This is a genomic window from Kitasatospora sp. NPDC034533, assembly GCF_055575155.1.
This window is the reverse complement of sequence record NZ_JBVITE010000015.1, coordinates 52,093-73,125: the sequence shown is the minus strand read 5'-3', so window position 1 is coordinate 73,125 and position 21,033 is coordinate 52,093. Positions and strand designations below refer to the sequence as shown.

Sequence of the window (21,033 nt, the reverse complement as noted above, 5' to 3'; positions counted from 1 at the left end):
GGGCTTGCCGCCGTCCCGGTCCGCCGCGCACAGTGTCGGGAGCGCGTGGACGATCACGTGCGCGGTGAGTGAGGGAGTGGCCCGTGGCCGTCAGTCTGAGCAAGGTCGAGCAGAGCGCGCCCGCGCTGGTGAGCCTCTACAAGAAGGCCGGCGCGTCGGTGGAGCGGCGCGGGCTGAGCGGCCGGCGCCTGGCGGTGTACCTGGTGGTCGACTACTCCGGCTCGATGCGGGCCTACTACAAGGACGGCAGCGTCCAGGCGCTCGCCGACCGGGTCCTGGGCCTGTCCGCCCACCTGGACGACGACGGCACCGTGCCGGTCGTGTTCTTCTCCACCGGGGTCGACGCCGAGGAGGAGATCGAGCTGGAACACCACGAGGGCTGGATCGACCGGATCGTCGCGGGCCTCGGCCACATGGGCAAGACCAGCTACCACCTGGCGATGGACGCGGTGGTCCGGCACTACCTCGCGAGCGGCGCCACGGACCCGGCCTTCGTGGTGTTCCAGACGGACGGCGGGCCGATCAGCAAGGCGGCGGCGGAGGCCCGCCTGTGCGAGGCGGCGAAGCTGCCGATCTTCTGGCAGTTCATCGGCTTCGGCGACCCGGACAGCCGCCAGTTCGAGTTCCTGCGCAAGCTCACGGGCCTGGCCGTCCCGCAGAAGCGGCCGGTCGACAACGCGGGCTTCGTCCACCTGGGGCGCGACCCCCGGGCGGTCTCCGACGACGAGCTGTACGACCTGCTGCTCGCGGACCTTCCGGGGTGGCTGGACGCCATCCGGGCCCAGGGCATCACGCCTCCGGGCCCGGCGGGGCGGGTGCGGGCGGCCGCGGCGGCTCCGGTTGCTGCGGTTGCCCCGGCTGCCTCGCCTTCCCCGGCTGCCTCGCCTGTCCCGGCCGCTCCGGCCGCTCCGGCTGCGAAGGAGCCGCAGCGCCGGGGCCTCTGGGCCAGGCTGACCGCATCGCTGGGGCGGCGGGGGGCCTGAGTCCGGGGCGGAGGAGCGGGAAGTCGGCTCGGCCGGCTTCCCGCTCCGGAGGGCTGGGCTGGTCGGCGGGCTGGGCTGCTCGGCGGGCTGGTTCGCGCCGGCCTCGCCGCTCCCGTACGACGAATCCACGGAGGACGAGGAACTGCCGTCCGCCACGGCCCCCTGGCTCGGCCGCTGGGAGCGAGGCCGCTTCGGGCCGTTGATCCGACGATCGGCTACGCTCCGCGCACGGTCGGCCCGAGGGGCGGCCGTGCGCGGTCTGGAGTGCGGCGGAGCCGGAGGGCGTGAGGTCGAAGCCGCGCGCTCCTGTCCGCGCTCCCCCGGTGGAGGGGCGGGCCGGGTCCGGGCCCCGCTCGGACATTGTTTCGGCCGGATGAGGAACGGTGCCGCTGCCGTCTACCGAGCCCTTGACCTGGGCAGGCTCGGGCCGAGACAACGCTAGCGAAAGGGGCCGACGATGGCCGCAGCTCACGAATCCGTCCTCGACGCGATCGGCGGGACGCCGCTGATCCGCCTTGCCCGCCTCGGCGCCGGCCTGCCCGCGCCGATCTACGCCAAGGTCGAGTTCCTCAACATCGGCGGCAGCGTCAAGGACCGCGCCGCGCTCTCGATGGTCCTGGCCGCCGAGCGGGACGGGCTGCTGAAGCCGGGCGGGACGATCATCGAGGCGACCTCCGGGAACACCGGCATCGGCCTGGCGATCGTCGGGCGGCAGCGCGGCTACCGGGTGATCGCCGGGGTCGCCGACAAGTCGTCGGCCGAGAAGGCGGACATCCTGCGGGCGTACGGCGCCGAGGTCGTGCTCGCGCCGACGGCCGTGCCGGCCGAGGATCCGAGGCACCTGTTCAACGTCGTCCAGCGCCTCGCCGAGGAGATCCCCGGCGCTTGGCTCGCCAACCAGTACGACAACCTGGCCAACCCCGACGCCCACGTCCGGACCACCGGCCCCGAGATCTGGGAGCAGACCGGCGGCCGGGTGACCCACTTCGTCGCGGGCGTCGGCACCGGAGGCACCATCACCGGCACCGGCAGCCACCTCAAGGAGGTGTCCGGCGGCGCGGTGACCGTGGTCGGAGCCGATCCGGAGTCCTCCTCGTACGGGGGCGGCGACGGCAGCCCCTGGTACGTCGAGAGCATCGGGCACTTCCTCCACCCCGACACCGTCGAGGACCGCTGGCCGCAGGCGCTGCGCTCGGAGGTGATCGACTCCTACGAGCGCATCCCCGACCGCGAGTCGCTGCTGACCGCCCGTCGGCTCTCCCGGGAGGAGGGCCTGCTGGCCGGACCGTCCTCCGGCTCGGCCGTCGCCGCGGCGCTGCGGGTGGCGCGCACCCTCGGGCCGGAGGACCTGGTCGTGGTCGTGCTGCCGGACTCGGGGCGCTCCTACCTGTCCAAGGTGCACAGTGACGCCTGGATGCGGCAGTGGGGCTTCCTGGAGGAGGGCGCGGACGGCCTGCGTCCGTTGCTCGGCGCCGCCGGACCGTTGGTGACCGTCGACGCCGGGGCGACCGTCGGCGAGGCCCTGGAACTGCTGCGCGGCGTGCCGGGCGGCGTCGCCCCGGCCGTGCTGGCGCGGCCCGCGCGCCCGTACGGGGTGGCGGCGACCGAGGTGGTCGGCTCGGTGTCCCGGGAGGTGCTGGAGGCGGCGCTCGCGGAGGGTGCCGCCAAGCCGGACGACCGGCTGGACGGCCGGTCGGGCGGCCCGCTGGGCGATGGGCCCGGCGACCCGCTGGGCGGGCTGCTCGGCCCGGCGCTGCCGACGGTCGGCGTCGGGCAGTCGCCGGCCGAGGCGCGGGCGGCGCTGGGGGAGCGGCGTGCGGCCGTGCTGGTGCTGGTGGACGGGCGGGTGGCCGGGGTGCTGCCGAGGGAGGTGCTGGCCTAACTCCCTTCGGCACTCCCCTCGGCGCTCCCTCCGGCGCTCTCTTCGACGCCCTCTCCGAGGTCCTCTTCGGCGCGCTCTTCGGCGGGCGCCAGGATGGCGGAGATCACCCGCCCCAGGGAGCGGTCGAAGGCCCGGGTCGGATCGGCGGGCGGTCCGGCGGCGGCGAACGCCTGGGCCAGGTGCGGGAATTCGCCGCTCGCCGCGGCCTGGCCGAGGTAACCGACCAGCTCCGCCTGCCACTTGGCGCCCGCCGCGGCCGTCTGCTCGTACTGCGCGAACTGGCAGACGAAGCCGTTGAACAGGGCCATCGCCTCCATCCGGGCCCCGCCGCCGAGCCCGGTGGGGGCGGTGACGGCGAGGAAGTGGTCGGTGTAGCGCAGGGCGTTGGGGCCGATGCTCGGGCGGGCCAGCACCAGGGCGGGCAGCCAGGGGTGGCGGCGGAAGATGGCGAGCTGCTGGTGGGCGAGGGCGGTGAGGTCGGCCCGCACGTCGCCGCTCGGCTCGGGCGGCAGGTGGTACTCGCCGGTGGCCGCGTCGAGCATCAGGTCGAGCAGGTGCTCCTTCTTCGGCACGTAGTTGTAGAGCGACATGGTGCCCGCGCCCAGCGCCGCCGCGACCCGGCGCATGGAGACGGCGTCCAGCCCCTCGGCGTCGGCGATCGCGATGGCCGCCGCGGCGATCGAGTCGCGGCTGTGGGCCGGGCGCGGGCCGCGGCCGGTGCGTTCGGGGCGCAGCCAGATCAGCTCGGGGGCCTCGGGGGGAACCGGCTTGGCCGGCGGTTCCGGGTTGTCGGAGCCGGTGGGGGGCTTGCTGGACGGCACTGGAAGATCACCTCGCTCACCCATCTTAGATACGTACGCCGTACGTAGTAGCATGGCGCCCGAGCGCGCTTCTACGTACGATGTACCTAGAGAAGGGGCAGAGCCATGTCCGACACCGCCCGAACCGCCGCCGGCGCGGCGCCCGCCATCGAGATGGCGGGCGTGGAGAAACGCTTCGGCGCCACCGAGGCCCTGCGAGGCCTCGACCTCACCGTCCCGGCCGGCACCGTGTGCGGCCTGCTCGGCCCCAACGGCGCCGGCAAGACCACCGCCGTCCGGGTCCTCGCCACCCTGGTCGCGCCCGACCGCGGCACCGCCCGGGTCGCCGGGCACGACGTCGTCCGCGCCGCCGAGGACGTCCGGCGCGCCATCGGCCTCGCCGGGCAGCACGCCGCCGTCGACGAGGGCATCACCGGCCGGGACAACCTCCGCGTGCTCGGCCGGCTGCACCGCCTCGGCGATCGCCGGGCCCGCGAGCGCGCCGACGAACTGCTCACGCACTTCGACCTCGCGGGGGCCGCCGACCGGCTCGTCCGCACCTACTCCGGCGGCATGCGCCGGCGCCTCGACCTCGTCGCCAGCCTCGTCACCAGCCCGCCGGTGCTCTTCCTGGACGAGCCCACCACCGGACTCGACCCGCGAAGCCGGCAGGCGATCTGGGACGCCGTCAGGGAACTGGCGAGCGAGGGCACCACCGTGCTGCTCACCACCCAGTACCTGGAGGAGGCCGACCGGCTCGCCGACGACATCGTGGTGGTCGACCACGGCGCCGCCATCGCCACCGGACCGCCGGCCGGGCTCAAGGCGGCGATCGGCAGCCAGGTCTCCGTCACTCTCGCCGATCCCGGCCAACTCGCCGCCACCGCCGTGGTGCTGTCCTCGATGACCGGCGGCGACGCCCGGGTGGACGTCGCCGAGCGGTCCGTCACGGTGCTGACGGCGCCGGGTGCGCCTGTCCAGCTGCCCTCGCTGGTACGGGAGTTGGACGGCGCCGGGGTCGTCGCAGAGGACGTCGCGGTGCGGACGCCCTCGCTGGACGACGTGTTCCTCGCGCTCACCGAACGGAAGGCCTCCTGATGTCCGCCACCGCCTCGGCCGCTGCCCCGCGGCCCTTCGCCCCGCGGCCCTCCGCCGCCGCTCGCCTGGTCGCCGACACCGGGACGTCGATGCTCCGCGTCCTGCTCAACTACCGCCACTCGCCGGGCCTGCTGGCCGCCTCGCTGGGCGTGCCGGTGGTGATGGTGGTGGTCTTCGGGTACGTCTTCGGCAGCGCCATCCAGGTGCCGGGCGGCGGTGACTACCGGGAGTTCCTGATGCCCGGCATGTTCGCCATGGTCGCCACCAACGGCGTCATGCCGACCATGGTCGGCGCCGCCCGCGACGTCGGGCGCGGGGTCACCGACCGGCTGCGCTCGATGCCGGTCTCCCGCACCGGGCTGCTGCTCGGGCAGACCCTCGCCGACCTGCTGGTCAGCGTGGTCGTCCTGGCCCTGCTGGCCCTGGTCGGGCTCGGCGCCGGCTGGCGCGCCCGGCACGGACTCGCCGACGCCACCGGGGCGTTCGCCCTGCTGCTGCTCTTCCGCTTCGTGATGACCTGGGTCGGCACCCTGCTCGGCCTGGCCGTCGGCAAGGAGGAGGCGGCCGGTCAACTGTCCGTCGCCGTCTTCCCGTTGGCGATGGTCACCAACGCCTACGTGCCGACCGGCGGCATGCCCGGCTGGCTGCGCTTCCTCGCCGACTGGAACCCGATCAGCGCCGTCGTCCAGGCCTGCCGGGAGCTGTTCGGCAACCCCTCGGCGGCAGGCTCCGCCTGGCCGATGCAGCACGCCACCCTCGTCGCACTGCTCTGGAGCGCCGCCCTGCTCGCGGCCTGTGTGCCGCTCGCCGTACGGAAGTTCGCCGCCCACGGGCGGTGATCCGCCACCGGTGGGCGGTGATCGGACGCATCCGGCGGAATGCGCTGGACATCGGCGCCGATGCGGCCGAAGGTGGTTCGCCATGGAGTACACCCACCTCGGCCGCACCGGCCTGACCGTCTCCCGCCTCTGCCTCGGCACCATGAACTTCGGCCGCCACACCGAGGAAGCCGAGGCCCACCGCCTGATGGACACCGCCCACGAGCGCGGCATCAACTTCTTCGACACCGCCAACGCGTACGGCCGCGACAGCGAGGGCAACCTCAAGGGCCGTACCGAGGAGATCATCGGCCGCTGGTTCGCCCAGGGCGGCGGCCGCCGCGAGCGCACCGTCCTCGCCACCAAGGCCTACGCCGACATGGGCGACTGGCCCAACGAGGGCAAGCTCTCCGCGCTCGCCATCCGCAAGGCCGTCGAGGCCAGCCTGCGCCGGCTCCGGACCGACCACATCGACCTCTACCAGATGCACCACATCGACCGGGCCACGCCCTGGGAGGAGATCTGGCAGGCGATGGAGGTCCTGGTCGCCCAGGGCAAGATCGTCTACGTGGGCTCCAGCAACTTCGCCGGCTGGCACATCGCCCAGGCCCAGGAGGCCGCCCGCTCCCGCCACTTCCTCGGCCTGGTCAGCGAGCAGTCCCTGTACAACCTGCTCGACCGCGCCGTCGAACTGGAGGTCATCCCCGCCCTCCAGCACTACGGCCTCGGGCTGATCCCGTGGTCCCCGCTGCGCAGCGGCCTGCTCGGCGGCGTCCTGCGCAAGGAGCGCGAGGGCACCCGGGGCCGCAGTGCGCTCGGCTACGCGGACGAGCTCCTGACCAAGCACCGCGACCGCATCCAGGCCTACGAGGACTTCGCCGACGAACTCGGCACCGACCCGGCGGACCTCGCCCTCGCCTGGCTGCTCTCCCGCCCCGCCGTCACCGCGCCCATCGTCGGCCCCCGCACCCCGGCCCACCTCGACGCCGCCATCCGGGCGCTCGACCTCAAGCTCGACCAGAAGACCCTCGACCGCCTCGACGAACTCTTCCCGGGCCACCAGCCCGCCCCGGAGGACTACGCCTGGTAGGGCCTTCGGGTGCCCTGGCCGATGGTCCGGCCCCGGCTGCCCGACGGCGGCCGGGGCGGGGGTGTTCGGCCCGTGCGGTGCCGGAAAACGCGGTGCCGTCCGGACGCGGTGCCGTGCCAGAATCCGGGCATGTCGATCAGGTATCCGCGTCCTCTGCGCCCCGGCGACCGCATCGGGGTCACGTCCCCGTCCAGTGGGGTCGGGCCGGGCCACCACGAGCGCCTGCGGTTCGCCGTCCAGGACGTGGCGGAGCGCGGCTACGAGGTCGTCGTGGGGGCGTGCATGGACGGCTCCGGGCACGTCAGCGCCCCGGCGGCCGAGCGGGCGCGGGAGCTGATGGAGATGCTCACCGACCCCACCATCCGGGCCGTGGTGCCGCCGTGGGGCGGGGAGACCGCGATCGACCTGCTGCCGCTGCTCGACTGGGAGCGGTTGCGGGAGGCCGAGCCGACCTGGATGGTCGGGTACTCGGACGTCTCCACCCTGATCACCCCGCTGACCCTGCTCACCGGGATCGCGACCGTCCACGGCAACAACCTCATGGACACCCCGTACCGGGTGCCCGAGGGCCTGCTCTCCTGGCTCGACCTCGTCGCCGCGCCCACCGGAGCCTCGCTCGCCCAAGTGCCGCCCGGCCGCCACCGCTCGGGCGGCTACGACGACTTCACCGCCCACCCGGACGTGCGCGAGTTCACCCTCGACGCCCGGGGCGGCTGGCGCAGGCTCGACGGGGCGGGCGACGTGACGGCGGAGGGCCGGCTGATCGGCGGGTGCGTCGAGACGCTGTGCAACCTCGGGGGGACGCGCTACCTCGACGCCTCGGCCTTCGCCGACGCCGAGTCCCCGGACGGGCTGCTGGTGTACGTCGAGGCCGACTGCGACGAGGCCTTCGAGATCTGCCGCAATCTGCACGGCCTGCGCCTGGCCGGGTTCTTCGACCGGGCCAACGCCGTCCTGGTCGGCCGGACCAGCGCTCCGGACAGCGCCTCGCTCACCCAGGACGAGGCCGTCCTCGACGCGCTCGGCTCGCTGGGCGTGCCGATCATCGCCGACGTGGAGTGCGGCCACGTCCCGCCGTTCCTGCCGATCGTCAACGGCGCGCGGGGCCGGGTCGTGCACTCGGCGGCGCGCAGCGAGCTGACCCAGACCCTGGTCTGACACCCGTCTGCGTGCGTGCACCTCGCGCCCCGCGCCCGGCGCCCGGGCCGCGCGGCTATCGGGCGCCGGTGGCCGGCAGCGTCGGCGAGTCGGCCGGTGCCGGGCAGCGGGAGGGGGGCGTGGCCGTGGGCGACGGCGGGGCGGGCGCGTGGCCGGGGGGCGGTGGGCGAGGAAGGGGAGTCCGGGCCCAGGGCGAGCGCCAGGTAGGCCCACGGCCCGGTGAGGACCGGTCCGCCCATGGCCACCAGGGCCGGCACTCCCCGAACGGCTTTCCGCGCCGTCGCCCCCTCACCCGCTCGTCGTGTCCGGCGTGATCACGCTGCGGAGAGCCGCAGGTCGGCGCCTGAGCACGGCTGCTCAGCCGGTGTCGTGAGTTGTCCGGTCGGCGCCGCCGTGAGAGCTTCGGAGGATGGTGGATGAGGGTGGGGCGCGGCCGCAGGCGCCGGAACGGCCGCTGCGGGTGGTGCACGAGGTGCCGTACCGCGCGCAGTGGGAGTCGGCGGAGCTGGTGCGGGAGATCGTCGACGGCCGGCTGGACGCCGCCGCGGACCCGCGCTGGGGGCAGTCCGGCGCGGCCACCCCGGAGGACTACGCCTGGTGGTCCTGGCGGCTGTGCGGGGTGGCCTGCCTGCGGATGGCGCTGGAGCACTGGTGGGGAGTGAGCCCGGCGGCGATGGTGCTCGCGGCCGAGTGCGAGGCGGCCGGGGCGTACCGGCGGGACGGCGACGGCCTGCGCGGGCTGATCCACGCGCCGTTCGCCGAGTACGTCGAGCGGCGCTGGGGACTGGCCGCGCGGGCAGGGGAGTTGGCGCCCGAGGAGGTGTCGGCGGAGGTGGTCGGCGGGCGGCTGGTGATGGTGTCGGTGCACCCGTCGATCCGGGACCCGTACGGGCCGGAGCCGGCGCGGCGCGGCGGCCACCTGGTGCTGGCGGTCGGCGCCACGGACACGGCGCTGCTGATCCACAACCCCTCCGGGTTCCCGGGGGAGTCGCAGGCCTTCGCGCGCGTGCCGTGGCGGTCGTTCGGGCGGTTCTACGCCGGGCGGGGGATCGTGCTCGGCCCGCCGAGGGCCGCCTGACCTCGCCGACCGGTGACGGGCGGCCCGGGCGTCGCGCTGCCCGAGCCGCCGGTGAGAGGCCGCCGGTGCCGGTGATCGTCCGTCGGTGACCGGCCGCCGCTGCCGGGGACCGGTCGCCGGTCAGAGGCCGCCGGTCACTGGTTGTCCGGCAGCCCCATCGGGTTGATCGGCAGTTGGCCGCGACACAGCGCCGATATCGGCTTCAACGCCGCCGCCAGCCGGTCGAGTTCGGCCCGCGGGTAGTCCTCCCAGATCCGGGCGGCGGCCAGGTCGGTGGCGGCCTCCAGGGACTGGTGGCGGATCCGGCCGAGTTCGGTGACCGTCCCCTCGGCGGTGAGCCAGCCGCGCTCGACCAGGCGCTCGGCCGCCGCCTCCCACTCGGCGTCCGTCCACCCGCGCAGCGGCTGGAGGTCCTCGCGTCGCAGGTCCATCGCACAGCGGATCACCAGCGCCTCGCAGCCGTCCAGACCGGCCGTGACCAGGGCGGCCACGTGGCCGTCGCCGCGGTGCTCGCGCATCACGGTGGCGGCCTGCCAGAGCCGCTCGTACAGGCCGCTGGGGCGGGGGAGCGCGGCGTTGGCGGCGGCCAGCACCCGGCCGGCGCAGTCCAGCCGGGTGGCGGCGTGCTCCAGGGTCTCGGCGACCAGCTCGACCTGCGCCCGGTCCACGTGCTCCAGCAGCCGGCCCAGGACCGTCGCCGAGGCCTTCAGCCGGGCGGTCAGCGCCTCCTCCGGGCTCGCGTGGCTCCACACCTCCGGCAGGGCGCGCTCGACCATCGACGGGGCGAAGGTGAAGAACGCGGCCGTCACCGGCGGCGCGTCCACCGCGCCGAGCGGGGCCGCGCGGGTGCCGAAGTAGCCGTGCAGCCGACCGCGCAGACCGGCCTCCTCGAAGGCCGCGCCGGCCTCGGGCTGGAAGTAGGTGACGGCGTGCACCGGCTCGAAGAGCCACCACAGCGCGCGGGCGGGGTGGACGAGATCGGCCATCGGGAGACCTTCCTCGGACGGAGCTCCCGGCGGGGCGGGAACTCGGCTGGTCGGGACGGTCCGGCAGGCCCGGCGACGGCCGGTGGCCCTCCGGCGGGGGTGCACGGACCGCTCACCAGCTGATGACCACGGCGGCGGCTGCGCTAATCCCGGAAACGGTGTGATGACGGTCACGCGGGGGTCGTCGCGTGCGGTCGGCGGGGCGCGGCACGGGATGATGGGATGAGGTGCCCGCTCCGGGGGCGCCGCCCAGCCCCCACAAACCCTCGTACGAAGGTAGTCGGTCATGGCCCAGATCAACCCCAGCATCCTGTCCGCGGACTTCGCCCGGCTCGCCGACGAGGCCGAGGCCGTCCGGGGTTCCGACTGGCTGCACGTGGACGTCATGGACAACCACTTCGTGCCCAACCTGACCCTCGGCGTCCCGGTGGTCGAGTCGCTGGCCCGCGCCACCGACACCCCGCTCGACTGCCACCTGATGATCGAGGACCCGGACCGCTGGGCCCCGCAGTACGTCGAGGCCGGCGCCGGCTCGGTCACCTTCCACGTCGAGGCCGCCGCCGCGCCCGTCCGGCTCGCCCGCGAGATCCGGGCCAAGGGCGCCCGCGCCTCGATGGCGCTCAAGCCGGGCACCCCGATCGAGCCGTACGAGGACCTGCTGCCCGAGCTCGACATGGTGCTGATCATGACCGTGGAGCCCGGCTTCGGCGGCCAGGCGTTCCTGGACATCATGCTGCCGAAGATCCGCCGCACCCGGGAGCTGATCGCCAAGCACGACCTGGAGCTGTGGCTCCAGGTGGACGGCGGCGTCGCGGCGAGCACGATCGAGCGCTGCGCGGAGGCGGGCGCGGACGTGTTCGTGGCCGGTTCGGCGGTGTACGGGGCCGAGGACCCGGCGGAGGCGGTCCGCAACCTGCGCGGGCTGGCCGAGAAGGCGACGGCGGACGCCTGGTGGGCCTGCGGGCACTGAGGCCCCGGACCGCGGGACCGTGGGGCGGCCGGACCGCCGGACCGCCGGACCGCCAAGACCACCGGACCGCCGGACCGCCGGACGGCCGGGCACGGGTGGAGGAACGCCGCACCGTGCCGGATGATCGGGGTGACGGTGTCCTCGCCGGGGTCGGCTCACCGACGACGTGGTGGCCAGACGGCCTGGTGACGACCTCCTCCGAGGACCCCGCCCGGCCCCTCTCCGTACGGTGGTGGAACCGCGATGAGCAACCTCGACCTCAAACCGGCCCCGACCAGCTGCGGCCGCGAGGCCGGCGCCGGCCCGGTCCGAGACCTGCTGGCGGCACGTCAAGTGCCGCTCGGCGAAAGCACCCTGGTCCGCCGGCTGCTCCCCAACCTCGGGCGCCGGATGGTCGGCGCCTGGTGCTTCGTCGACCACTACGGCCCCGACGACATCGCCGACGAGCCCGGCATGCAGGTCCCGCCGCACCCGCACATGGGCCTCCAGACGGTCAGCTGGCTCCACCAGGGCGAGGTGCTGCACCGCGACAGCCTCGGCAGCCTCCAGACCGTCCGGCCGTACGAACTGGGCCTGATGACCTCCGGCCGGGCGATCTCGCACTCCGAGGAGTCCCCGCGCCCGCACGCCCGCTACCTGCACGGCGCCCAGCTCTGGGTCGCCCTCCCGGACGCCAGCCGGCACCTCGCCCCCGCCTTCGAGCACCACCCGGACCTGCCCGTGGTCACCGCGCCGGGCCTGCGCGCCACCGTCATCCTCGGCACCCTCGACACGGCCACCTCGCCCGGGACCACCCACACCCCGCTGGTCGGCGCCGACCTCTCCCTCACCGACGGCGCGGACCTGCGCCTGCCGCTCGTTCCCGACTTCGAGTACGCCGTCCTCGCCATGTCCGGCCGCGTCGACGTCGACGGCGTCCCGGTCGAGCCCGGCTCCCTGCTCTACCTCGGCTGCGGTCGCCCCGAACTCCCCCTCCACGCCCACGGCGACGCCGCCGTCCTCCTCCTCGGCGGCGAGCCCTTCGACGAGAAGATCGTCATGTGGTGGAACTTCATCGGGCGGTCAACGGCTGATATTACACAGGCCCGCGAGGATTGGATGGGTACTAACCGATTCGGCGAGGTTCATGGCTACGACGGCGACCGGCTCCCCGCCCCAGAACTCCCCGCATTGCCGCTGAAGCCGCGCGGACGTGTGCGCTGACCTGGACTTTCATGGTCTTGCGGGTGTGCCCTGTCTGCGCCTCTTGCCGCCTCTCACCCTCGCCCCGCAGGGGCGATTCAGGGCGTCTGTCGGAAGCGGTTCGGCCGATCGCCGATTCTCGGGTGTGACCTTCTGTGGGCAGCTCTGGTCGGACCTATGCTGACTCGATGCTGACTTTTGTGACTGATCGTCAGATGTATCCATGGGGATACTGCGCCGCCAGGCCGTGCATCCGAGGCCGGTATGCGACGAGTCACGGATGCTGTGGCTCGCTGCGGTCGGGGCCGGGCTGGCGCGGCGATGGACGAGGCTGTGACCGTAGCGGCCAAGGTGACGGGCGCGCCGTTGGGGGTAGCCGGAGCCGCGCGGGGCGGCGGGCAGCGCGGCGGCTCGGGCCGTGGTGGGCTACTGGCGAGGGGTGTTGTCGGCGGGCGTCGGGTGGCGTGCGAGCCAGAGCTCCGGGTTGACGAGCTCCGGGTCGAGCGGGAGGCGGGCCTCGTCGGTGAAGAGGGTGCGGACGAGTGGGTGGCCGCCGGCGTCCATGACGGCGCTGACGAATGCCTCGCCCCGGTCGTAGATGGCGGCGACCATGCTCAAGGGCGGCACATAGCCGAGCCAGGACGGGATTCGGTAGCGCAGCGAGGGTGTCGCCTCGCCGGGCAGGAGGCGCCGTGCCCGCACCCCGCACAGCTCGGCCGCCAGGTTGCGGTGGACGAGCTGTGCGTGCCCCTCGAACACCGGAGCGATCAGCGGCAGTGACTTCCTTGGGCGGCCGGCCAGCTTGGCCTCCAGCCGCATGCGCGGGCCGGCGATGAGCATGTCGGGCCACAACTCCAGCTGGGCGAGATGGGTCAGCTCGTGTCCCAGCACCACGGTCTGCTGGCGCGTCGAGGTCCTGGCAGCCCGGTGAGCAGCGGGCGTGATGATGAGCTCCGGTCCGGTCGGGCCATAGAGGATCTTGCCGAGTTGGAGCGGCCATGTGATCTTGTCGAAGATCCGCCAGCTGGAACTCGCGGCGGCGGCCATCTTCCTGGAGGTCTCGAACGCCGCCTCCGAGGAGAGGCATTCGGCGGCCACGCCATGGACGTGCCCCAGGTGGAGGACCGCGAGTGCCCGGCTGGACTCGACGGTGAGCAACCGTACGGTCACACGTGCGGGCAGGGAGAGGCCGGAGATCCGCTCGACCATCGGAGCCGCTGCGTGGAGGGCGTCGTTCAAGCTGTCGATGAGCTGGGCTCCGCCGGAGTCGGAGCCTACGCCGTCGAGAATGTCGAAGGTGGTCATGATCTTTGGTGGCTCGTGATCTTTCTGGTGCAAGAAAGGAAGCGGGGACTGGAAGGCCTCGGACGGGCACGGTGGGCCACGGGGCGGGCGGGCTTCGGTCATCGGTGCAGCAGGGCGAGGAGCCGGTGGTGCAGACGTTCCACGTCACGGCTGCTACCCAGATCCAGGTACTGGTCCTGGCTGGCGGAGTACCAGTCGGCTGCGAGGGCGGTCCGGCCGGCGCGTTCGGCGGCCTGACCGAGGAACTCGGCGGCGTGGGCTGCCCAGTGGCGGTGGCCGAGGAGTCTGAACTCCTCCATGGCGGTGACGATGGTTTCGGCCGCCGTGTCGTGCTGGCCGGCGATGGACTGCGCCTCTCCCAGGAAGACCTTCGCGCGCGCCACGTTCAGCGGGTCGGGCGGAGTGAGGGAGCCGAGGTCGGCGAGTGCCTGCCGCAGCAGCGGTATACCGAGGTTGGCTCCTCCCCGGCGGGCCGCGATGGAGCCGAGGAGGATCTCGGCGAGGCCGGTGCCACGCCGGTCGTCGAGACCGGTGTAGAGCTTGATCGCGCGGGTGAGCTCGGGCTCGGCGGCGGCGTACTGCCCGGTGTCGTACAGGGTGGCGCCGATGCCGGCGGTGCACTGGGCGACGCCACCGGGGTCCTGGTCCTCGGTGGCGAGGGCGCGGCCCTCCTGGTAGAGCCGGAGGGCGTCCTTGTGGTTGCCGATGCGCTTGTGCGAGATGGCCAGGGTGGTGGTCATCTCGCGGACGGCCATGCGGTGGCCCCAGCGACGGGCGGCCTCCAGGCCCAGCCCGTGGAAGGCGACGCCCAGGTCGGTGCGCCGCAGGCGGTGGAAGAGGGGCCACAGGTCATGGACGAGGACGGCCAGGGCCTGGTGTTCGCCGAGGTCGCGGGCGGCGGTGAGGGCCGGCAGGAAAGCGGGTGTGGTGCCCTCCAGCCAGTCCAGGGCGGTACGGTCGTCGCCGATGCCCGCCGCCTCGGCGGGGTGGTGACGGTGCTGGCGCGGCAGGACGCGGTGGTGCGGGGTGAGGATCCGGACGGTGGTCTGGGCGTTGTAGATCAGGTAGTCGAGGTGGCGCTGCACCACGGACCGGCGGGTGTCGGCCGGGCTGTGGAGCAGCTCCCGGACCTCGGGGCGGATGCGGTAGACGTCGCCGCGCACGCTCTGTCGGCCGGTGAACTCCACCAGGGTCCGGCCCGCGAGTTCGTGTAGCAGGCTCTGGGTCTGGGCGGCGGGAGTAGTGGTGGCGGCGGCCACGGTGAGGTGGTCGAGGTCGGGTGCGGGGATCAGCGCGGCGAGCCGCAGCAGGCGGGCTTCCGGTTCGGGGAGCGTCGTGAGGGCGAGGGCGGTGGTCATCGTGACGCTCTCTTGAGCCGGTGCGGCGAGGGCGGGGTGGCAGGTGAGTGGGCGGGCGGGCAGGAGGACGGCCTCGCCGGCGGCCAGGCCCAGGGCCAGCGGGTTGCCCTCGCATGCGCGGGCAAGGGCTGCGGCGGCGTCGGGTTCCGAGCGCACCCGGTCCTCGCCGAGGATGCGGCCGAGCAGTTGGAGAGCGTGGGTGGGCGTGAGCGGCCCCAAGGGGTGGTGGTGTGCGCCGTGAGCAGCGAGCGCGGCGATCGGTGATCGGCTGGTCACGACGACAAGGCAGTTGGCGGTGGCGGGGACCAAGGGCAGGACCTGCTCGGCGGTGGCGGCGTCCTCCAGCACCACGAGCAGCCGTCGGGCGGCGGCGAGGGACCGCCATAGTGCCTGCAAGTCCGCTGCCTGCCAGGGAAGTTGGCTGCCGTCTCCCTCGTCGAGACCTCGCAGCAGGGAGCGGGCGGTCTCGACCGCCGGGGCTGGGCCGTTGGCGGGGCCGGCGCGCAGCTGAATTCGGAGCTGTCCGTCCGGGAAGCGCTCGGCGTGCCGGTGGCCCCAGCGGGCGGCGAGGGCGCTCTTCCCGATTCCGCCCGGCCCGGTGATCACGACGACCGGGGCTGCGCCTTCCGGCAGGTCGGTGAGGTGCGCGTCCAGCGCGGCCACGTCGTGCTCGCGGTCGGTGAACACGGGTGGAACCGGCGCGAGTTGATGGGGGACCGGCCGGGCCGGGACGTCGGGGTGGAAGTGGACGTCACCGATTCGGCCGGCTTGTACGACGGAGCCGGTCCGGGCGTCGGTGATGTGGTTGGACACGGACGCCGTGGGCCAGTTGTCGGCGTCGGGCAAGGGTGGTGTCCTTGTCATAGGCGGTGCTCCGGGTTGGGCGTGCTACTGGGGGACGGGTCAGGACGAAGCTTCGTGGGCACGCACCCTTGCCGCTGCGACGGTTCCCCGCCGGAAGCGTTCGGCGGGGTCGAGGCAGACCTGGACGAGTGCGGCGGCCAGGGCGTCGGGGTTCGGGTCGGTGACCCATCCGTTGGCGTCGTAGCCGCCCTGGACGATCACCTGCTCCGTGTCGGCGTCGGTGAGGACGACCGGCGGCGTCGCGCACGCCATGGCCTGCCAGACGGTGGTCGTGGGGCGTCGGGCGGTGCTGAGGTAGGCGTCCGCGGCGGCGAGGAGCGAGGGCAGCTCGATGGTCGGGACTTCACCCAGGAGGAGGACGGAGTTGCCGATGCCGGACCTCGTCGCGAGCGAGCGGAGGCGGGCGCTGTCGGCGCTGCTGCCGGGGTGGTTGCAGATGACCACGACGGGCTGGGCGGCCGGCGCAACGGCGCGGTTTGCCGTGCTGACGGCATCGAATAGCAGACGCAGGCGTTCGTGCCGCCGGGGGCCGAGCACGGTGACGAGGATCGGTCTGAGGTAGAGGTTCTCCGTCCACAGGAAGGCGAGGCCTGGCTCTTCGACCGCGCCGGCGGTGTTGCCGGGTACGCGTTCGTGGGGGGCCGTGGCGAGAAGGCGCTGCAGGACGGCGGCCCGCTCGGTCGAGCGCATCGCGGAGGGTTTGAAGGGGGTGGTGTCCACGGCGGGCAGGGGTCCGGCTTGATCCACTGTCAGGTCCTTGTCTCGGTCATCGGGTACGGGCGTACGGCCTAGGCGGAGGTGAAGCTCCGGAAGCCGGCGCCGCGTTGACCGGGGAGGTGGAGCAGCGGGCTCGGGCCGAGATCGGTGGCCGCGTCGATCACCCCGATGTGGCTGAGGGCCTGCGGGAAGTTCCCCAGCTGCCGCTGGTCGGCGGGGTCGTATTCCTCGGCCAGCAGCCCGACGTCGTTGCGCAGCTTGAGGAGCCGGCCGAAGAGTGTGCGGGCCTCCGCGGTGCGGCCGAGGGCGTGAAGAGCGCGGACGAGCCAGAACGAGCAGAGGAGGAAGGCGCCTTCGTGGCCTTCGAGGCCGTCCACGTTGGCGTCGCGGGCGGCGTGGGTGGGATAGCGCTGGACCAGGCCGTCGACCGTGGAGAGTTCGCGCTGGACGGCTTCGACGGTGCCGATCACCCGCTTGTCGTCGGCGGGGAGGAAGCCGACCAGCGGGATGACCAGCAGGGCGGCGTCGAGGTCCTCGCCTCCGTAGGACTGGGTGAAGGTGTTGCGCTGCGGGTCGTAGCCGTTGGTGCAGACGTCGTCGTGGATCTCGGTGCGCGCGTTGCGCATCCGGGCGAGGACGTGTTCGTGTGCGCTGCCCCTCCGGGTGAGCAGGGTGATCGCGCGGTCCAGGAAGACCCAGGCCATGACCTTGGAGTGGACGAAGTGCCGTCGGGGGCCGCGGATCTCCCAGATGCCCTCGTCCGGCTGCCGCCAGAGCCGGATGACCTCGCCGGCCAGGGCGACCAGCAGGGCGTCCGCGTTGGCGTCGGGCTCCAGCCCGGCATCCTCGGCGACCAGGAAGGCCTCGGCGATGTGGCCGTAGACGTCGAGCTGAAGCTGGTCGGCGGCGCCGTTGCCGATCCGGACCGGGAGGGAGCGGGCGTAGCCCGGCAGGTGGCTCAGGACCCGCTCGGTGAGGTCGGTGTCGCCCCTGAGCTGGTAAATGGCGTGGATGCGGCCGGAGCGCTCGACGCTGCGCAGCAGCCAGTGGCGCCAGGCCCGCGCTTCGGCCCGGTGGCTGCCCGCGCGCAGGAGCGCGACCACGGTCATGGCGCTGTCGCGGGGCCAGGCGGCCCGGTAGTCCCAGTTCCGCTCGCCGCCGAGCTGCTCGGGCAGCGAGGTGGTGGGCGCGGCGATGATGCCGCCGGTCGGGGAGTGGGTGAGCGACTTGAGTACCGCTGCCGAGGAGAGGACGGCCTCCCGGTACGGGACGGGGTAGGTGCAGCGGCTGCTCCAAGCCGACCAGCCGCCCAGGGAGTCGGTGAAGGAGGCGAGTCCGTCCGGCACTGCCGGCTCGGTCTCGCCGTCGGCGCGCCAGGTGATGGTGAAGGCGATTTGGTCGCCCGGCTGGACCGTGAGGTCCGCGTATGCGGTGTGCTGGTTGCCGAGGCTGTGGGCCGGGCCGTCCAGCCACAGTTAGTCCTCCTTGTGGGTGAAGACGGTCCGGTGGGCGGCGCCCTGGCGCAGGAAGCGGGGCAGCGGCGTGGTGAGGCCGTAACCGAAGGAGGCCCGAAGGCGCGAGCGCATCCGAACCCGGCCACGCAGGCCGGTGACGATCCGGGTGAGCTGTGCGGCGGGCGCGGTGCCGTCGATCGGAATCGGCATGAAGTCGGTCACCCGCACCGCGCCCTCGGAGGTCTTCCAGTCCTGGTCGAGAAGGAGCGAGCCGTCCCGATAGGCGCGCCGGTTGAGGGTGGCGCTGGTCGGGTCGGTGGGGGCCAGGCGCCAGTAGCCGTGGTCGCCGGTGCCGAGCAGGCGGGCGAAGAGGGCGGGGGAGTCGGGCTCGGGAAGACACAGCCACGTGATCGTGCCGTCGCGGTCGACAAGAGCGGTGGAACGGCTGTTGCCCAGCAGGGCATGGTCCTCGATCAGCGGGTGCTTGCTCACGGAAGGTCCTGACGGTGGGTGGGTTGAGGGTGTGGATCCGGCGGCCGGCAGTTCTGGAGGGTCCGGGCGGCGAGCCGGGTGGCGGCGGCGTTCACGGTGGCGTCGAGCGTGCGGTGCACCACGAGGCCGGACTCGCGCCGCTCGATCGCCCGGCGCGTCCTGACCTGCCAGCCGAGGGCGGGGTCGCAGCCGACTACGACCGGCGGCCGGAGCGGGTCGGTGCGGTACGAGCGGTGGGCGCGCAGGACCGGCCAGGGACCGAGCGGGAGCCACGCCAGGATCAGGTCGGCGTAGGTCTCCGCCCGGTCCAGCCAGCCGTTTCGCCACGCGGCGTACGGGTCGTCGAGGGCGAGCGGGTCGAGCACCGTCCCGCGGACGCCGCACTCGGCGAGCAGGCGGACGGCCTGGTGCTGCCAGCGGGGTTGGCCGGTGGCGAGGCCGGCCAGCAGGATGACCGTCCCCGCTCCGGCCGTGGGCAGGTTGGGGGCCTTGAGGTGCTGAAGCGTCGATATGTCCATAGCCCGGTGATCAGGTGGCGCGAGGCCTGCCGAGGACCAGGTCTGCGTAGGGGCAACTGGCCGGAGGAGCAGCGTTCGGTTGCTGCCGCTCCTCGGCTTCAGCCGTGGCGGAGCCCAGCGAAGCCGCGAGGGTGAAGATGTGGACAGGCAAGGTCGGTTCCAGGTGCGTCGAGGGGCTACCGGAGGGAGGGGAGGGCGAGGCGTTCGATGCGGGCGGCGAGGGCGGGGTCGCTCTCGGTGCGGCCGAGGCGGCACATGGTGGTGGTGCGCACCGCGGTGGCCTTGACGCCGCGCATGCTCATGCACAGGTGCTCGCCGGTGGTGAAGACGGCGACGTCGTCGGTGGCGGCGGCCTTGGCGAGGTCGTGGGCGACATCGTGGGTGATGCGTTCCTGGAGCTGGAGGGCGTGGGTGTGGGCCTCCAGGTGCCGCACCAGCTTGGACAGGCCGAGGACGGCGGTGTCCGGCACGTAGGCAATGGAGACGTCGAGGCGGAAGGGGAGCAGGTGGTGCTCGCAGACGCTCCACGCCTCGATGCCGGTCAGCAGGACGAAGTCGCCGTACCGGCCCTCCTGGGCGAAGCTGGTGTCGAGCCTGCCGGGGGTGTGGTCGAGGAACTTGCCCCACCAGTCGGCAAACCGGCGAGGTGTGTCCTGGAGGCCGTCGCGGTCGGGGTCTTCTCCGAGGGCGAGCAACAGTTCGCGGGTCAGCTCCCGGACGCGCGGGCGGTCGACGGGGCGACGGCGCTGGGCTTGCACGGGTATGGACGTCATGGTCATCCCTGGGGGTGAGTTGACGGAGGTGGGCCGCTGGAGCGCGGCCGGTCAGAGGTGGGTGGCGCCGGGTAGGCAGCCGAGGATCGGCACGGAGGTGAACGCCTCCGCGTACCGGGTGCCAATGCGGGCGCCCCAGAGCCGGCCGAGGGTCTCGGCCATGGGACCGAAGTGCTGCTCGATCGGCTGGCTGGTGTGCTCGCGCAGCGCGGTCATCTTGGTGTCGAAGGTCTCGGTGGCGTCCACGATCACGTCGGCACGCACGGGGCCGTCGAGGGTGAGCGAGTTGTAGGTGTCGCAGGCGTAGAAGCGGCTCGGTCGGCCGGTGGCGATCCGCGGCTCGGGGACGGCCGCGAGCACGGCCGCGGCGATGGCCCGGTGCTCGGGGTGGACATCGTTCAGCGGGTGGGTGATGACGATGTCCGGCTGCGTCTCCAGCAGCAGCTGCCGTACGGTGGCGTGGTCGAGCCGGGGCAGCTGCCGCAGGCCGGCACCGAGGACGGCGGCGCCCTTGCGGGCCTCGGCGTCGCGGACGTCGTCGCGGTGCGGGACGACGACGGTGACGGCGGCGTTCCTGGCATGGAGGGCGAGGGTGGCGCCGGCCCACAGTTCGGCGTCGTCAGGGTGCGCGAAGGCGGCCAGGACCGAGCCCGGCCCGGCACCGCTCACCACAGCCCCAGCTTCTCGACGACGTCGGCGGGCTTCGGCAGCTGGGGGCTGGCCTCGCCGCGGAGGGCGACGGGCACGTCCAGGTCGCGGCGCACCGTGATCATCGCCTCCCAGCGGAGCACGTCGGCCCAGGCGGTGGTGATCGCCGTTCCCTTGGCGCCGGTCAGCCGCCCGGAGCCGGGCAGGTCGCGCAGGTGCATGCCGTCGCGCAGCAGGGTGGCGGCGACCTTCGGCCCGATGCCGCGGACGCCGGGGATGTTGTCGGACTTGTCGCCGGTCAGGGCGCGGAAGGCCGGCCACTGGGCGGGGGTGACGCCGTAGCGGGAGAGGACCTCGTCGGCGGTGATGATCCGTTGGGAGGACTTCCGAGAGCGGTTGAGGATGCGCACGCGGTCGTCCAGGAGCTGGTAGAAATCCATGTCCCGCGACATGACCAGGACCGGCCGGGAGGCGGCGGCCCGGGTGGCGAGCGTGGCGATCACGTCGTCGGCCTCGGCGTCGCCGACCTCGACCCACCGGATCCCGTACGCGTCCAGGCCGTCCTTCACCGGGGCGAGGAACCGCAGCGGCCTGAGTGCCTCCGGTGTCGCCTCCCGGTTCGCCTTGTACTCCTGGTCGGCGGCGACGCGCTCGGCCGTGCCGTGCTCGCCGTCGAAGACGACCAGGACCTCGGGCTGCGCGACGTCGAGGTCGTCGCGGACCGTGGCGCGCAGCAGGGCGAAGAAGGCGAACAGGCCGGTCAGTTCGCGGGTCTTGTCGCGGGAGAAGATCGGGGCGGGGAAGCCGAAGGTGCCGGCCCACAGGAGGTTGAACCCGTCGACGAGCAGCAACGGCGCAG

Annotated in this window: 17 protein-coding genes and 2 pseudogenes; 9 read left to right on the top strand and 10 right to left on the bottom strand. The window is 73.5% G+C overall.

Annotated features, from left to right (window positions below; genetic code table 11):
- Positions 1 to 83 precede the first annotated feature (83 nt).
- Positions 84 to 791, top strand: a pseudogene (locus ACZ55U_RS13815) (VWA domain-containing protein); the annotation flags it as partial.
- Between the two features lie 649 nt (positions 792 to 1,440).
- Positions 1,441 to 2,865, top strand: coding sequence for a PLP-dependent cysteine synthase family protein (locus ACZ55U_RS13810; RefSeq protein ID WP_465525855.1), 1,425 nt, complete (start codon positions 1,441 to 1,443; stop codon positions 2,863 to 2,865).
- Here the strand turns inward: ACZ55U_RS13810 and ACZ55U_RS13805 are convergent.
- Positions 2,862 to 3,686 carry a TetR/AcrR family transcriptional regulator gene (locus tag ACZ55U_RS13805; RefSeq protein WP_465525852.1) on the bottom strand — a complete coding sequence of 275 codons (825 nt, stop codon included), beginning with the start codon at positions 3,684 to 3,686 and terminating at the stop codon, positions 2,862 to 2,864. The two genes, ACZ55U_RS13810 and ACZ55U_RS13805, sit on opposite strands and share 4 nt — an antisense overlap.
- Before the next feature lie 105 nt (positions 3,687 to 3,791).
- Here ACZ55U_RS13805 and ACZ55U_RS13800 point away from each other — a divergent pair, with 105 nt between their 5' ends.
- From ACZ55U_RS13800 to ACZ55U_RS13780, 5 genes are all read left to right on the top strand, one after another.
- Positions 3,792 to 4,763: an ATP-binding cassette domain-containing protein gene (locus ACZ55U_RS13800; RefSeq protein WP_465525850.1), complete on the top strand. Its 972-nt coding sequence runs from the start codon at positions 3,792 to 3,794 to the stop codon at positions 4,761 to 4,763.
- Complete coding sequence (locus ACZ55U_RS13795; RefSeq protein ID WP_465525848.1) at positions 4,763 to 5,602, top strand: ABC transporter permease; 840 nt, start codon at positions 4,763 to 4,765, stop codon at positions 5,600 to 5,602. The genes ACZ55U_RS13800 and ACZ55U_RS13795 overlap by 1 nt, the downstream gene beginning before the upstream one ends.
- Positions 5,603 to 5,684: 82 nt before the next feature.
- Positions 5,685 to 6,671, top strand: a complete 987-nt coding sequence (locus ACZ55U_RS13790) for an aldo/keto reductase (protein ID WP_465525846.1) — start codon at positions 5,685 to 5,687, stop codon at positions 6,669 to 6,671.
- A gap of 129 nt (positions 6,672 to 6,800) precedes the next feature.
- Positions 6,801 to 7,829, top strand: a complete 1,029-nt coding sequence (locus ACZ55U_RS13785) for a S66 family peptidase (protein ID WP_465525844.1) — start codon at positions 6,801 to 6,803, stop codon at positions 7,827 to 7,829.
- 409 nt (positions 7,830 to 8,238) lie between these two features.
- A complete protein-coding gene (locus ACZ55U_RS13780; protein ID WP_465525842.1) occupies positions 8,239 to 8,907 on the top strand; it encodes a C39 family peptidase in 669 nt (222 codons plus the stop codon).
- A 134-nt stretch (positions 8,908 to 9,041) separates the two neighbouring features.
- Here ACZ55U_RS13780 and ACZ55U_RS13775 read toward each other — a convergent pair whose 3' ends face one another.
- Positions 9,042 to 9,893 carry an SCO6745 family protein gene (locus tag ACZ55U_RS13775; RefSeq protein WP_465525840.1) on the bottom strand — a complete coding sequence of 284 codons (852 nt, stop codon included), beginning with the start codon at positions 9,891 to 9,893 and terminating at the stop codon, positions 9,042 to 9,044.
- Between the two features lie 286 nt (positions 9,894 to 10,179).
- Between ACZ55U_RS13775 and rpe the strand changes: the two genes are divergently transcribed.
- Positions 10,180 to 10,863 carry a ribulose-phosphate 3-epimerase gene (rpe, locus tag ACZ55U_RS13770; protein ID WP_465525838.1) on the top strand — a complete coding sequence of 228 codons (684 nt, stop codon included), beginning with the start codon at positions 10,180 to 10,182 and terminating at the stop codon, positions 10,861 to 10,863.
- Positions 10,864 to 11,106: 243 nt separating this feature from the next.
- Entirely contained in the window at positions 11,107 to 12,066 is a 960-nt protein-coding gene (locus tag ACZ55U_RS13765; RefSeq protein ID WP_465525836.1) for a pirin family protein, read from the top strand.
- A 405-nt stretch (positions 12,067 to 12,471) separates the two neighbouring features.
- Here the strand turns inward: ACZ55U_RS13765 and ACZ55U_RS13760 are convergent, their stop codons facing one another.
- The 8 genes and pseudogenes from ACZ55U_RS13760 to ACZ55U_RS13725 form a co-directional block, all read right to left on the bottom strand.
- On the bottom strand, positions 12,472 to 13,350 hold the full coding sequence (locus tag ACZ55U_RS13760; protein ID WP_465525834.1) for a hypothetical protein: 879 nt from the start codon (positions 13,348 to 13,350) through the stop codon (positions 12,472 to 12,474).
- A gap of 98 nt (positions 13,351 to 13,448) precedes the next feature.
- On the bottom strand, positions 13,449 to 15,554 hold the full coding sequence (locus ACZ55U_RS13755) for an AAA family ATPase (RefSeq protein WP_465525832.1): 2,106 nt from the start codon (positions 15,552 to 15,554) through the stop codon (positions 13,449 to 13,451).
- A 57-nt stretch (positions 15,555 to 15,611) separates the two neighbouring features.
- On the bottom strand, positions 15,612 to 16,319 hold the full coding sequence (locus ACZ55U_RS13750) for a glycosyltransferase (protein WP_465525830.1): 708 nt from the start codon (positions 16,317 to 16,319) through the stop codon (positions 15,612 to 15,614).
- A gap of 41 nt (positions 16,320 to 16,360) precedes the next feature.
- A pseudogene (locus ACZ55U_RS13745) lies at positions 16,361 to 18,235 on the bottom strand (glycoside hydrolase family 15 protein).
- The gene (locus tag ACZ55U_RS13740; protein WP_465525828.1) at positions 18,232 to 18,753 is read right to left on the bottom strand and encodes a hypothetical protein; all 522 of its coding nucleotides are present in this window, start codon (positions 18,751 to 18,753) and stop codon (positions 18,232 to 18,234) included. Before ACZ55U_RS13740 ends, ACZ55U_RS13745 begins: the two are co-directional and overlap by 4 nt.
- A gap of 176 nt (positions 18,754 to 18,929) precedes the next feature.
- Positions 18,930 to 19,526 (bottom strand): GTP cyclohydrolase I, encoded by a 597-nt coding sequence (gene folE, locus ACZ55U_RS13735; RefSeq protein ID WP_465525826.1) that lies wholly within the window; start codon positions 19,524 to 19,526, stop codon positions 18,930 to 18,932.
- 51 nt (positions 19,527 to 19,577) lie between these two features.
- Positions 19,578 to 20,198: a PIG-L deacetylase family protein gene (locus tag ACZ55U_RS13730; protein WP_465525824.1), complete on the bottom strand. Its 621-nt coding sequence runs from the start codon at positions 20,196 to 20,198 to the stop codon at positions 19,578 to 19,580.
- On the bottom strand, positions 20,192 to 21,025 hold the full coding sequence (locus ACZ55U_RS13725) for a 5'-3' exonuclease (protein WP_465525822.1): 834 nt from the start codon (positions 21,023 to 21,025) through the stop codon (positions 20,192 to 20,194). The genes ACZ55U_RS13730 and ACZ55U_RS13725 overlap by 7 nt, the downstream gene beginning before the upstream one ends.
- Between the last annotated feature and the right edge of the window lie 8 nt (positions 21,026 to 21,033).

What these genes read in the sequence shown, in the direction of transcription:
- ACZ55U_RS13810 (WP_465525855.1), top strand. Translation starts at nt 1,441, where the DNA reads ATGGCCGCAGCTCACGAATCCGTCCTCGACGCGATCGGCGGGACGCCG.
- ACZ55U_RS13800 (WP_465525850.1), top strand. Translation starts at nt 3,792, where the DNA reads ATGTCCGACACCGCCCGAACCGCCGCCGGCGCGGCGCCCGCCATCGAG.
- ACZ55U_RS13795 (WP_465525848.1), top strand. Translation starts at nt 4,763, where the DNA reads ATGTCCGCCACCGCCTCGGCCGCTGCCCCGCGGCCCTTCGCCCCGCGG.
- ACZ55U_RS13790 (WP_465525846.1), top strand. Translation starts at nt 5,685, where the DNA reads ATGGAGTACACCCACCTCGGCCGCACCGGCCTGACCGTCTCCCGCCTC.
- ACZ55U_RS13785 (WP_465525844.1), top strand. Translation starts at nt 6,801, where the DNA reads ATGTCGATCAGGTATCCGCGTCCTCTGCGCCCCGGCGACCGCATCGGG.
- ACZ55U_RS13780 (WP_465525842.1), top strand. Translation starts at nt 8,239, where the DNA reads ATGGTGGATGAGGGTGGGGCGCGGCCGCAGGCGCCGGAACGGCCGCTG.
- ACZ55U_RS13775 (WP_465525840.1), bottom strand. Translation starts at nt 9,893, where the DNA reads ATGGCCGATCTCGTCCACCCCGCCCGCGCGCTGTGGTGGCTCTTCGAG.
- rpe (WP_465525838.1), top strand. Translation starts at nt 10,180, where the DNA reads ATGGCCCAGATCAACCCCAGCATCCTGTCCGCGGACTTCGCCCGGCTC.
- ACZ55U_RS13765 (WP_465525836.1), top strand. Translation starts at nt 11,107, where the DNA reads ATGAGCAACCTCGACCTCAAACCGGCCCCGACCAGCTGCGGCCGCGAG.
- ACZ55U_RS13760 (WP_465525834.1), bottom strand. Translation starts at nt 13,350, where the DNA reads ATGACCACCTTCGACATTCTCGACGGCGTAGGCTCCGACTCCGGCGGA.
- ACZ55U_RS13740 (WP_465525828.1), bottom strand. Translation starts at nt 18,753, where the DNA reads ATGGACATATCGACGCTTCAGCACCTCAAGGCCCCCAACCTGCCCACG.
- folE (WP_465525826.1), bottom strand. Translation starts at nt 19,526, where the DNA reads ATGACGTCCATACCCGTGCAAGCCCAGCGCCGTCGCCCCGTCGACCGC.